This is a genomic window from Actinomycetospora sp. (genome assembly GCF_055612215.1).
The window spans coordinates 1-10,844 of sequence record NZ_JBVPVA010000791.1 but is presented as its reverse complement, the minus strand read 5'-3'; the positions used below and the strand labels follow the sequence as shown (position 1 = coordinate 10,844).

Annotated in this window: 13 protein-coding genes; 7 read left to right on the top strand and 6 right to left on the bottom strand. The window is 74.9% G+C overall.

Annotated features, from left to right (window positions below; all coding sequences use genetic code 11):
• A partial coding sequence (locus tag AC0CYZ_RS21700) for a DUF2231 domain-containing protein (RefSeq protein WP_472219140.1) occupies positions 1 to 536 on the bottom strand: 536 nt, incomplete at its 3' end.
• 211 nt (positions 537 to 747) lie between these two features.
• Between AC0CYZ_RS21700 and AC0CYZ_RS21695 the strand changes: the two genes are divergently transcribed.
• From AC0CYZ_RS21695 to AC0CYZ_RS21685, 3 genes are all read left to right on the top strand, one after another.
• Positions 748 to 1,071, top strand: a complete 324-nt coding sequence (locus AC0CYZ_RS21695; RefSeq protein ID WP_472219138.1) for a WhiB family transcriptional regulator — start codon at positions 748 to 750, stop codon at positions 1,069 to 1,071.
• Positions 1,072 to 1,189: 118 nt separating this feature from the next.
• Positions 1,190 to 1,483 (top strand): hypothetical protein, encoded by a 294-nt coding sequence (locus AC0CYZ_RS21690; protein ID WP_472219136.1) that lies wholly within the window; start codon positions 1,190 to 1,192, stop codon positions 1,481 to 1,483.
• 4 nt (positions 1,484 to 1,487) lie between these two features.
• Positions 1,488 to 2,300, top strand: coding sequence for an MBL fold metallo-hydrolase (locus AC0CYZ_RS21685; RefSeq protein ID WP_472219134.1), 813 nt, complete (start codon positions 1,488 to 1,490; stop codon positions 2,298 to 2,300).
• Between the two features lie 8 nt (positions 2,301 to 2,308).
• On the opposite strand, the gene AC0CYZ_RS21680 is transcribed toward AC0CYZ_RS21685, so the two are convergent.
• The 4 genes from AC0CYZ_RS21680 to AC0CYZ_RS21665 are packed head-to-tail and all read right to left on the bottom strand — an operon-like array spanning position 2,309 to position 6,639.
• Complete coding sequence (locus AC0CYZ_RS21680; protein ID WP_472219132.1) at positions 2,309 to 3,262, bottom strand: TIGR03557 family F420-dependent LLM class oxidoreductase; 954 nt, start codon at positions 3,260 to 3,262, stop codon at positions 2,309 to 2,311.
• Between the two features lie 50 nt (positions 3,263 to 3,312).
• Positions 3,313 to 3,747, bottom strand: a complete 435-nt coding sequence (locus AC0CYZ_RS21675; protein ID WP_472219130.1) for a response regulator — start codon at positions 3,745 to 3,747, stop codon at positions 3,313 to 3,315.
• Positions 3,740 to 5,368 carry a sensor histidine kinase gene (locus AC0CYZ_RS21670; RefSeq protein WP_472219128.1) on the bottom strand — a complete coding sequence of 543 codons (1,629 nt, stop codon included), beginning with the start codon at positions 5,366 to 5,368 and terminating at the stop codon, positions 3,740 to 3,742. The genes AC0CYZ_RS21675 and AC0CYZ_RS21670 overlap by 8 nt, the downstream gene beginning before the upstream one ends.
• Positions 5,365 to 6,639: a PP2C family protein-serine/threonine phosphatase gene (locus AC0CYZ_RS21665; protein WP_472219142.1), complete on the bottom strand. Its 1,275-nt coding sequence runs from the start codon at positions 6,637 to 6,639 to the stop codon at positions 5,365 to 5,367. Before AC0CYZ_RS21665 ends, AC0CYZ_RS21670 begins: the two co-directional genes overlap by 4 nt.
• Before the next feature lie 256 nt (positions 6,640 to 6,895).
• Here AC0CYZ_RS21665 and AC0CYZ_RS21660 point away from each other — a divergent pair, with 256 nt between their 5' ends.
• The 4 genes from AC0CYZ_RS21660 to AC0CYZ_RS21645 all read left to right on the top strand — a co-directional run bounded on the left by AC0CYZ_RS21660 (position 6,896) and on the right by AC0CYZ_RS21645 (position 9,065).
• Positions 6,896 to 7,852 (top strand): Rieske (2Fe-2S) protein, encoded by a 957-nt coding sequence (locus tag AC0CYZ_RS21660; RefSeq protein WP_472219126.1) that lies wholly within the window; start codon positions 6,896 to 6,898, stop codon positions 7,850 to 7,852.
• A gap of 11 nt (positions 7,853 to 7,863) precedes the next feature.
• The gene (locus AC0CYZ_RS21655; protein ID WP_472219124.1) at positions 7,864 to 8,217 is read left to right on the top strand and encodes a Rieske (2Fe-2S) protein; all 354 of its coding nucleotides are present in this window, start codon (positions 7,864 to 7,866) and stop codon (positions 8,215 to 8,217) included.
• 118 nt (positions 8,218 to 8,335) lie between these two features.
• Positions 8,336 to 8,806 carry a BLUF domain-containing protein gene (locus AC0CYZ_RS21650; RefSeq protein WP_472219122.1) on the top strand — a complete coding sequence of 157 codons (471 nt, stop codon included), beginning with the start codon at positions 8,336 to 8,338 and terminating at the stop codon, positions 8,804 to 8,806.
• A 112-nt stretch (positions 8,807 to 8,918) separates the two neighbouring features.
• Positions 8,919 to 9,065, top strand: coding sequence for a hypothetical protein (locus tag AC0CYZ_RS21645; protein WP_472219120.1), 147 nt, complete (start codon positions 8,919 to 8,921; stop codon positions 9,063 to 9,065).
• A gap of 5 nt (positions 9,066 to 9,070) precedes the next feature.
• Here the strand turns inward: AC0CYZ_RS21645 and AC0CYZ_RS21640 are convergent.
• Positions 9,071 to 10,844, bottom strand: a 1,774-nt coding sequence (locus AC0CYZ_RS21640; protein ID WP_472219118.1) for a chloride channel protein, incomplete at its 5' end; no start/stop codon positions are given.

Genomic DNA, 10,844 nt, shown 5'->3' with positions numbered 1-10,844 from the left:
GGGCCGATGTGCGGGTAGGCCTCGGCGTGGTTCGCGCCCAGCGACTGGTGGTAGCTCAGGTGGCCGCCGAGGGCCGCGCCCGCGGAGCCGACGGCCAGCGCCGCCCAGCCCCACATCGCACCGCGGAAGCTGCGCCCGCGCGCCCGGGCCGCCAGGGAGACGACGTACCCGCTGATCATCGTGATGTTGGCCGCGGCGTGCACGATGCCGACCCGCTGCTGCTCCTCGTGCGCCTGCGAATAGTCCGCCCAGCCGGCCGCGGCCGTCGGGCCGGCCGCGAGCAGGCCCACACCGATGAGGGCGGTGGCGGGACGGCGGGTCCGGGGCAGCAGGTCGAGGATGCCGGCGGACAGGAAGCTGCCGAAGGACGCCTGCGCCAGGATCGGGTGCAGCGGGTGGCCGAGCGGCACACCGTGCAGCACGTCGGCCACGCGCTGGTCGGTGAGGACGCGGTTCACGAGATCGCGGGCCGGCGCCGCGACCCGGTCCAGGGCCGGCCAGGCCGCCAGCCGGTCGATGTCGTCGAAGGGGCGCACGGGGACCTCCGCGGGGTGGTGGTGGAGCACAGGTGATCGCCGATACCGGGCCTCGGGAAACCGCCCGCGGCGATCCGGCTCGACCGGTGGGTTCGTCGGCGCGCTCGCCGGGCACTCGTCCGACGGTTGACCTCTCAGCCGGAGCACCCCACCGCTCACCCGGAGCGCGCCCGTGACAGGGCGTGGCCGGCCCGCCGAGAGGAGCCGCGTGATGACCGCGGTGACCCGACTCCCCCTCCCCACCGCGAGCCACTGGGACTGGCAGGAGCTCGCCGCGTGCCAGGGCATGGAGCTCGAGGCGTTCTTCCACCCGAGCGGCGAGCGCGGACACCGGCGTCGGGCGCGGGAGGACCGCGCCAAGCGGGTCTGTGCCTCGTGCCCGGTGATCGAAGCGTGCCGTCGGTGGGCGCGGGCCGTGCAGGAGCCGTTCGGGGTGTGGGGCGGCGAGTCGGAGGACGAGCGCCGGGCGGTCATCAGGGCGGGGCAGCGGGCGGAGCGCCTGGAGGCCTGCCGCGCGGGCTTCGTCCTCCCCTGACCCGGACCGGACCCGGCCCCGGGGATCGACGTGTGTCCCGGGGCCCGGCTGGGCACTCGGGATCATCGGTTGATGCCCACAGCCGTCGTGTCGATGCCGACGGCCAGGAGGCCCACCCATGACCATCGCCCCGGAACACCCACGGCACCGCGAGCTCGAGCGAGCCCGGCGGGACGCCCTGCGCCCCCTGGTCGACGACGCGACGCAGGCCCTCGTCGCGGCCGGGCCCGACGTCACGCACGGACCGACGCACGCCCTCGCCCTCGCGCGGTCGACCGCGGAGCACGGCGACGGGTGCGGGGGCCGCGCCTCGGCGGGCATCCGCACCGCCTGGGCGTACCTGGCCTCGGGTCAGGTCGAGGACGCCTTCTTCGCGCTGGAGTGCGCCCGCGACGCGCTCGTCGGGTACTGAGCCGGTGACCGCGCCGGACCCGACGGAACCGTCGCTGTCCTTCGTCGGGACGGCCACGGTCCTGCTCCGCTGCGCCGGGATGCGGGTGCTGACCGACCCGAACTTCCTGCACCGCGGCCAGCGCGCCTACCTCGGGCACGGGCTGTCGTCGCGGCGGCTCACCGAGCCCGCGTGGACCCCGGAGGAGCTCGCCCCCGTCGACGCCGTCGTCCTGTCCCACCTGCACGGTGACCACTGGGACCGGGAGACCCGGCGCCGCCTGCCCCGCAGCACGCCCATCGTCACGACGCGGCACGGGTCGAAGCGGCTGCAGACCCGGCACGGCTTCCCGCGCGCGATCGGGCTGGACACCTGGGAGTCGCACACGCTCGCCGGCCCGGACGGGGCGACGCTGCGGGTGACCGCGCTGCCCGGGCGGCACGCGCCCCGCCCGCTGGGGCGCCTGCTGCCGCCGGTGATGGGCAGCCTGCTCGAGTTCACCGCGGGCGACGGGACGGTGCTCCGCCGCGTCTACCTCTCTGGCGACACCCTGGTGTTCGAGGGCCTGCAGACCATCCGCGACCACGTCGGCGAGGTCGACCGGGCGGTGCTGCACCTCGGCGGCACCACGTTGCCCGGCGGCCTGGTGGTCACCATGGACGGGCGCCAGGGCCTGGAGGCACTGCGGACCATCGCGCCCCGTCGGGCCACTCCCGTCCACTACGACGACTACACGGTGTTCCGCTCGCCGCTGTCCGACTTCGTCGCCGAGGCGGAGCAGGCCGGCTGGGCCGACCGGCTCGACCTCGTGGCGCGCGGGGACACCATCCGCCTCTGACGAGGCCGTCAGGCCGACAGTGCGGGCAGGACGTCCTTCTCGTACGCCGCGAAGAAGCCCTCCGTGTCCGGCCCGATCTGCTGGACGTACACCTCGTCGTACCCGGCGTCGGCGTAGGAGCGCAGCTGGGCGACGTGGGTGTCGACGTCCGGCCCGCAGGCGAAGAGCTCCGGGACCGCGTCGCGCGAGAGCAGCTGGGCCGTCGCCTCGAAGTCCGCGGGGCGGGGCAGGGTCTGGGCGAGCTGGCCCGGGAAGGCGTCGTTCGGCCAGGTGCGGTGCGCGACGTCGATCATCTCCTCACGATCGGCGCCCCAGCAGACCTTGGTGCCGCCCTGCGTCGGGCCCTTCCCGCCGGCCCGGCGGAACGCCTCGAGGAGGGAGGAGTCGGGGGCGACCCCGCAGTAGCCGTCGCCGATGCGCCCGGCGAGCTCGCAGGCCTGCTCGCCGAACCCCGAGACGTAGATCGGGACCGGGTTCTCCGGGAGCGTGTAGATGCGGGCGTCCTCGACGCGGTAGTACTTCCCGCGGTGGTTGACCGTCCCGCCCTCGTGCATCCGGCGGATCAGCCCGATCGACTCCTCCAGCATCTCCAGCCGCTGGCCGATCGGCGGCCAGTGGTCGCCCAGGACGTGGTCGTTGAGCGCCTCACCGGTGCCGACCCCGAAGACGAACCGGCCCTCGAGCTGCACGGCCGCGGTCGCCGTCGCCTGCGCCAGGATCGCCGGGTGGATGCGGATGATCGGGGAGGTCACCGCCGTCGTCACCGGCAGCGACGTCACCTGCGACAGCGCCCCGATCACGCCCCAGACGAACGGGCTCTGGCCCTGGACGTCGTTCCACGGGTGGAAGTGGTCGGAGATCCAGAGCCGCTCGAACCCGGCGTCCTCGGCCCGGCGCGCCTGGTCGACCAGCTCGTGCGGCCCGTACTGCTCGCACGAGAGGAAGTATCCGTAGGAGGTCATGGCACCGGCTACCCGACGCGGCGGCCGTCCGGAACGGCCCCCGGTCCGACCTACCGCGGCAGCTTGACCACGGTGACGAAGAAGTCGTCGATCTGGCGGATCACGTCGATGAACCGCTCGAAGTCGACGGGCTTCGCGACGTAGGCGTTGGCGTGCAGGTTGTAGCTGCGCAGGATGTCCTCCTCGGCCTGCGACGTCGTCAGCACGACCACCGGGATGCTGCGCAGCGTCGCGTCGGACTTGATCTCCTCGAGGACCTCCCGGCCGTCCTTCCGGGGCAGGTTGAGGTCCAGCAGGATCAGCCCGGGGCGGGGCGCGTCCGCGTGCTGGCCCTCCCGGCGCAGGAACGCGATCGCCTCGACGCCGTCGGGGACCACGTGGAGCTGGTTGCGCAGCTTGTGGTGCTCGAAGGCCTCCCGGGTCATGAGGACGTCGCCCTCGTCGTCCTCGACGAGCAGGACGTCGATCTCGGCCGGGTCAGACATGGGCTGCTTCCTCCTGGGGTCCGGGTGCCGGCGGCACCGCGGGGGTCTCGGGGTCCGCGCCGGACCCGTCGGGGTCGTCGGCGACGACGGGCAGCGCGACGACGAACGTGCTGCCGGGCGGCGGGGTGTCCTCGAGCCAGATCGACCCGCCGTGGTGCTCGACGATCTTGCGGCACATGGCCAGCCCGATCCCCGTGCCGGGGTAGACGGACCGGCCGTGGAGCCGCTGGAAGATCGTGAAGATGCGGTCCGCGTACTCGTGCTCGATGCCGAGCCCGTTGTCGGCGAACCGCAGCAGCCACCGGTCGCCGTCGCGGGTCGCGGAGACGTGGACGCGCGGCGGGTCCTCGCCGCGGAACTTCAGCGCGTTGCCGAGCAGGTTCTGGAAGACGGTGGCCAGCAGGGCGGGCTCGGCGCGGACGTGCGGGAGCGGGTCGTGGGTGATCGCGCCCCCGCTCTCCTCCAGGGCGCCGCCGAGGTTCTCCGCGGCGCGGTCGAGGATCTGGCCGGCGTCGAGCACCTCGGCCTTGCCGTCGGTGCGCCCGACGCGCGAGAAGGCGAGCAGGTCGTTGATCAGCACCTGCATGCGCTTGGCGCCGTCCACCGCGAACTCGATGTACTGGTCGGCCCGCTCGTCGAGCTCGCCCCCGTACCGGCGCTGGAGCAGCTGGCAGAAGCTGGTGACCTTGCGCAGCGGCTCCTGCAGGTCGTGCGAGGCGACGTAGGCGAACTGCTCGAGGTCGGAGTTGGAGCGCTCCAGCTCCCGCCCCGCCTCCTCCAGCTCGACCCGCGCGGCCTCGATCGTCGCGGTCTCGGCGACCAGGGCCTGTCGCATCGCCTCGACGTCGCGGGCGAGGGCGCTGATCTCCCGGGGTCCGCGGACGGTCACGTGGCGCGTCACGTCTCCCCCGGCGACCTCGCGGACCTCCGCGGCCAGCCGCTCGGTGGGGCGCACCACGACCCGGCGCAGCCACCGCAGCAGCACCGCGAGCCCGACGGCGAGGAACACGGCCACGAGGATCCCGACGAGCCGGACGAGACCGGCCGCGGAGTCGACGGCGGCCCGGGCCGCGGCGCGCTCGGTCGAGAGGTCGCGCACGAGGGTGTCGGTCGACGCGCGCACCCGGTCGAAGGCCAGCTTGCCGGTCTGGGCGTCCGGGAGGGGGAGCCGGGCCGCGGTGGCGGCCACGACCGGGTCGGCGTAGGTCGCGTGCCACTGCGCGGCGGCCGACTCGACGGCGTCCAGGTCGCCCCGGACCCCGTCGGGCCCGAGCAGCGCCCGGACGGTCGCGGCCTGCTGCGCCTCGTCAGCGCGTCCCTGCCGGTAGGGGTCGAGGAACGCCGGCTGCCCCGCGAGGGCGTAGCCCCGGATCCCGGTCTCCTGGTCGAGCAGCGCGGCGTCGAGCCGGGCCGCGGCGAGCGCGGCGGGGTCGAGCCGGTCGACCAGGTGGGTGCGGTTCCGGTCGAGGGCGGCCATCGCCACGGCGGCGGCCACCACGGCCACCAGGAGGACGACCAGTCCGACGGCGCCGCAGATCGCCAGTAGCCGGCGCAGCGACCGGCGGTCGGGCCGGTCGCCGTCGTCCGTCGCGGCCGCGGGTCCCGGCTCGGTCCCGCTCACCGGCGCGAGACCAGGAGGACCGCGGCGACGTCGTCGGTGCGCTCCTCGGTCCGGCCCCGGACGCGACCGAGGACGTCGTCCAGGAGCCGGTCGGGCTCGCCGTGCCACGGCGGGACCGTGCCGTCGGGGTCCGGTGATCTGGTGACGGGGTTCTCCTCGGGGACGTCGGCGGTGTGGCCCGCGGCGATGCACTCGTCCAGCACGGCCAGCAGACCGCTGGTGTCGAGCACGTGGCCGTCGGCCTCGTCCGCGGCCGGGGCCTCGTGCGGACGGCCCTCGACCAGGCCGTCGGTGTAGAGCAGGAGCGCCCACCGTTCCGGCAGCGGGACGTCGAGGACCCCCCAGTGGTCGTCGAGGACGATGCCGATCGGGCGGCCGAGCCGCGTCGTGGGCAGCGGGCGGGGGGCGTCGTCGGGAGGCACCAGGATCGGCGGCGGATGCCCGGCCAACCGCAGGCGCGCGGACCGCAGCCGGGGGTCGATGGTCAGAAGCGCGAGCGTCGCGAAGATGCCGGTGCGGTCGCGCTCGTGGACCAGCAGGCGGCTCAGCGTGGGCAGGAGCTGGTCGTCGTCGGCGCCGTTGAGGACCATCGCGCGCCACGCGATCCGCAGGTTCACCCCGAGCGCGGCCTCGTCGGGGCCGTGCCCGCACACGTCGCCGATGACGACGTGCAGCGTGCCGTCGGCGCCCTCGATGGTGTCGTAGAAGTCGCCGCCGAGCAGGCCGCGCTCCCCGCCCGGCTGGTAGCGGACCGCGACGTGGATGTCCGGGTTGGTCAGCAGCGGGGTCGGCAGGAGCCCCCGCTCGAGGCGCACGTTCTCGTCGGCCCGGATCTGGGCGTCCCAGAGCTGGCGGCGCACCCGCTCCCCGCGCACCCGCTCCGCGGCGTAGCGCAGGGCCCGCGTCAGGGCGGCGCCGTCGACCGCGTCCTTGAGGAGGTAGTCCTGCGCGCCGGCGGCGACCGCCTGGATGCCCAGTGCCTCGTCGTGGCGACCGGTGAGCACGACGACGGCGGGCCCGTCACCCGCGCGCAGCACCCGCGCCAACGCGTCGAGGCCGTGCGCGTCGGGGAGGGCGAGGTCGAGCAGCACGCAGTCGACCGCCTCGACGGCATGCGCGCTGACCTCGGCGACGGTCCGGACCCGCTTCAGGGTGACCGTCAGTCCGCTGACCGCCTCGACGTCCGCGAAGTGCTCCGCGACCAGCAGGGCGTCCGCGTCGTCGTCCTCGACCAGGAGGACGGACATCGGCGCCGACGACTCGTCGATCATCCGGTCCACGGCACCTCCCCTGCCCGTCGACGGCGGCACGCCGTCCGGGTGAAGCGCTACCGCGCGGAACCTTAACGTGGCTTGCGGGACGACCGGCAGGCGGCGCGGCGGGGCCGAACGGCGCGGCGCGGCGCGACACATCCGGTGATCCACCGTCCCAACCTGAGGCAGTCGCCCGGTCGGCTATGGCGCAGGTCACAGGGTAGGTGAGATCGTCTGCCCGGCCGCGAGCGGTGGCCGGAGCGGAGGGCCGTCGATGTCGAGCACCGAGGTGGAGTCCGCTCCCTCGTCGGCCGTGGGCCGCTGGGCGACCACCTGGCACCGGGACGCGCTGGCCGCCGTCGGGCGCTGGTCCTGGCTGCAGGACCTCAACGAGCGGGTGACCGCCGCCGTGGACCCCGTCTACGACCGCCACCGGGACAACCTGCTGCTCGAACTCATGCACGGCGGGCGCTGGGTGGGGCACTCGCTGCACCCGGCGCTGTCCGACCTCCCGATCGGGCTGTGGTCGAGCATCCTCGTGCTCGACCTCGCCGGCGAGGACGCCCCCGGGGACCGCGGGCGCCTCGGCCCGGCCGCGACCCTCAGCGCCGCCGGGCTGCTGGCCTCCGGGGCCACGGCGGCCACCGGCGTCGCCGACTGGAACGTCAGCGACGGCGAGGACCGCCGCGTGGGCCTCTTCCACGGACTGCTCAACGGGGCGGGCATGGTGCTGCAGGGGGTCTCGCTGGCCGCGCGCCTGTCGGGTCGGCGCCGCACCGCGGCCGCCCTCGGCGCGGGCAGCCTCGGGGTCATGGCCGCGGCCGGCTTCGTCGGGGGCCACCTGGTGCAGGGCCGCGCGGTCATGGTCAACCGGGTCGCGACGACGACCGGCCCGTCCCGCTGGGTGCGGGCGATCGAGGAGGCCGACCTGCCGGAGGCCACCCCGGTCGGGCGCGAGGTCGAGGGTCGGGCGGTGCTGCTCTACCGGCGTGACGGCGAGGTGCACGCGCTCGACGACGTGTGCAGCCACGCGGGCGCGCTGCTCTCCCGCGGCGAGGTCGAGCACTGCGCGATCGTCTGCCCCCTGCATCGCTCCGCGTTCGACCTGCGCGACGGCTCGATCGTCCGCGGGCCCGCCCACCACCCGCAGCCCGTCCTGCCCGCCCGCGTCCGCAACGGGTGGGTGGAGGTCCGGGGCAGTCAGCCACGGAGCCGGCGGAAGTCGACCTGAGAGGAGACACCATGGCCTGGGAAGCGGTCGCCGACCTCGATCAGCTCGAGGAGGGCGACATGTTGCTCGTGAACCTCGGCGAGCCGATCTGCGTGGTCCGGCTGTACGAGGACGAGGCGGTCGCGGTGCACAACACGTGCACCCACCAGCAGCAGCCGTTGAACGAGGGCTACCTGCAGGAGGACGACAGCCTGATCTGCCCCGCGCACAACTCGCGGTTCGACCTGCACACGGGCGTGCCCACCGGCGTCCCGGCCGTCGACCCCATCCCGACGTACGCCTGCAAGATCGAGGACGGGGCGATCTGGGTGGACGTCGAGCAGCAGCTCAACGACGCGGCGATCCCCCACAAGCCCTTCCACTAGGCCGTCTGCGGCCCTATGTGATCACGGTCATATCCGGTTACGGTTCTCCCGGCGCGCATCACGGTCGGCCTCCCTGGCCCAGCGGTCGCGTCGGACGACGGCGAAGGAGCTCCACGACATGGGCGACGACAGCGCGAGCACCGAGAGCGGGCCGGTGTTCCGACTGGTCTACCGCAGTCACCTCCGGGTCCCCGAGCACCAGCGCAAGGCCGAGCTCGGGGCGATCTTCAGCACGGCCCGTTCCAAGAACAAGCACCGGGGCGTGACCGGGGCCCTCCTGATCTGGGGGGAGCACATCGTCCAGACCCTCGAGGGCGACGAGGAGACGGTGCGCGACCTCTACCGGACCATCCACGCGGATCCCCGCCACGAGCGCGTCGAGGTGCTCGAGACGCTGGAGGCGCCCGGGCGCGTGTTCGGGAGGTGGTCGATGGCGCGGGTCAGCGACGAGGACCAGCCCGACATCCCGCTGCTGATGGACCGGGACAAGGGCGGCATCACCCCGGCCGCCCGGCGGCCGACCACCCCCGAGCAGGATGCCGTCCTGGACGAGATGCGCGACCACGTGCGGGGTTCCCAGCCCGCCTGATGCCCGCGCCCGGCCCAGCGGGATCCGCTCCAGGTGCAGTCGGGTGGCCGATGCGCGCCGGCCACCGCGTCACGTGGACTGGTGACCCCGTGGGACGAGGGAAGGACCCGACATGACCGGACCGGACACGAGCGTCGCGTCGCCCGACTCGGTGGCCGACGAGGCCCAGGACGCGACCGAGCTCGCCGCCTTCCTCGCGGCGGAGGCCGTGGCCAACGACTACCACACGGAGCGCCCTCCGGAGGACGTCGCGGGCTGAGCCGGTCAGTCCGGGGGTCCGGGCAGCCCGCGCACGAGGTCGTCCAGTCCGGCCCGGGGCCCGACGAGGAGCCGGTCGCTGCCCTCGAGCCGGACGAACCCGACGGGCGGCGTCCAGTCCGGCGGCGGCGGCGGCGTCGGCAGCTCGACGACGCAGCGGCTCTCCTCGCCGTCGTCGGGCCCGCCGCTCCCGCCGTCCACGAGGTCGTCGGGGCGCAGGACCCCGAGGAGGCGCCGCCCGTCGGCCGCGAGGACCGGGAGGCCCGCCGCGGCGCCGGCCGGTCCCGCCTGCTCCCCCAGGTCGTCCGCGGCCGCCCCGAGGGGGCGGTCCGCGTCGAGGACCGGGGCCCACCGCACCGGCCCGAGCCCGCGGGCGGCGCCGTCGAGACCCGTCGTCGGGCCCGAGACCGCCTGGCCGGCGGTGCGCCGGGCCCAGCGCGGCAGCCCGGGCGGATGGAGCCGGACGCCGCGGCGGGTGAGCTTCAGCGTGTAGATCGTCTCGGCGGACAGCCCGCGGGAGACCAGCGTCGCCAGCACCACCGCGATCATCAGGGGGACGACGAGGTCCCACTCGCCGGTGATCTCGGCGACGATCACGATCGCGGTGATCGGGGCCCGCGTCGCGCCCGCCAGCACCGCCGCCATCCCGACGAGCCCGTAGGCCCCGGCCGGTCCTGCACCGCCGACGAGCCCGAAGCCGTCGCCCAGGGCGGTCCCCGTCATGGCGCCGAGGAAGAGCGACGGGGCGAAGATGCCGCCCGAGCCGCCGATGGCGAGCGTGAGGCTCGTCGCGACGAGCTTGCCGACGAGCAGGACGACCAGGAACGTCAGCGCGTACCCGCCCGCCACCCCCTGGCGCAGCACCGGGTAGCCGACGCCGTACATCTGCGGCAGGACCACGAGCAGCAGGCCGAGCAGCACCCCGCCGACGGCCGGGCGCAGCCACTCCGGGCCCCGCCAGACGCGGTCGGCGAGGTCCTCGGCGCCGTAGAGGACCTTGGTGAACGCGACGCCGACGGCGCCGCCGACCAGGCCGACGACCGCGTAGGGCAGGTACTCCCAGGCCGACCCCACCCGGAACGCCGGCAGCACCAGGAACGTGGCCGACCCGTCGGCCGCCCGGGCCACCGTGTTCGCGATCGCCGACGACGCCGTCACGACGAGGAACGACAGGGGCGAGAAGTCGACCAGGATGATCTCGAGGGCGAAGAACACCCCCGCGATCGGGGCGTCGAAGGTCGCCGAGATGCCGCCCGCCGCGCCGCAGGCCACGAGCAGCCGCAGCCGGCTGCCCGGCACGCGCAGCCACCCGCCGAGCGAGGACCCGATCGCCGAGCCGATCTGCACGATCGGCCCCTCGCGGCCGACCGACCCGCCGGTCCCGATGCACAGCGCCGAGGCCAGCGACTTGACCACCGCGACCCGGGGCCGGATCCGCCCGTCGTTCTGCGCCACGGCGAGCATCACCTCGGGGACGCCGTGGCCGCGCGCCTCCCGGGCCCACCGGTAGACCAGCGGGCCGTAGAGGAGACCGCCGACCACCGGGGCCGCGACGAGGAACCACGTCCCGACGGCGGGCCACCAGACCCACGGCGCGCCGGGGGTCGCGGCGTAGTCGTCCTGTCCGGTGACCAGCCGGGTCACCCCGACGATCAGGAACCGGAAGACGATCGCGCCCACGCCCGCGCCGACGCCCACCACGACGACCGCCAACCCGAGCCGAGCTCCGCCCGCCGGGCGGAACCAGCGCCGGAGGGCGGCCGGGGGCGCGGTCATGGCT

Bases quoted from the DNA above. Each gene is read 5' to 3' on its own strand.
- AC0CYZ_RS21695 (WP_472219138.1), top strand. From the start codon at position 748: ATGACCGCGGTGACCCGACTCCCCCTCCCCACCGCGAGCCACTGGGAC.
- AC0CYZ_RS21690 (WP_472219136.1), top strand. From the start codon at position 1,190: ATGACCATCGCCCCGGAACACCCACGGCACCGCGAGCTCGAGCGAGCC.
- AC0CYZ_RS21680 (WP_472219132.1), bottom strand. From the start codon at position 3,262: ATGACCTCCTACGGATACTTCCTCTCGTGCGAGCAGTACGGGCCGCAC.
- AC0CYZ_RS21675 (WP_472219130.1), bottom strand. From the start codon at position 3,747: ATGTCTGACCCGGCCGAGATCGACGTCCTGCTCGTCGAGGACGACGAG.
- AC0CYZ_RS21665 (WP_472219142.1), bottom strand. From the start codon at position 6,639: ATGATCGACGAGTCGTCGGCGCCGATGTCCGTCCTCCTGGTCGAGGAC.
- AC0CYZ_RS21660 (WP_472219126.1), top strand. From the start codon at position 6,896: ATGTCGAGCACCGAGGTGGAGTCCGCTCCCTCGTCGGCCGTGGGCCGC.
- AC0CYZ_RS21655 (WP_472219124.1), top strand. From the start codon at position 7,864: ATGGCCTGGGAAGCGGTCGCCGACCTCGATCAGCTCGAGGAGGGCGAC.
- AC0CYZ_RS21650 (WP_472219122.1), top strand. From the start codon at position 8,336: ATGGGCGACGACAGCGCGAGCACCGAGAGCGGGCCGGTGTTCCGACTG.
- AC0CYZ_RS21645 (WP_472219120.1), top strand. From the start codon at position 8,919: ATGACCGGACCGGACACGAGCGTCGCGTCGCCCGACTCGGTGGCCGAC.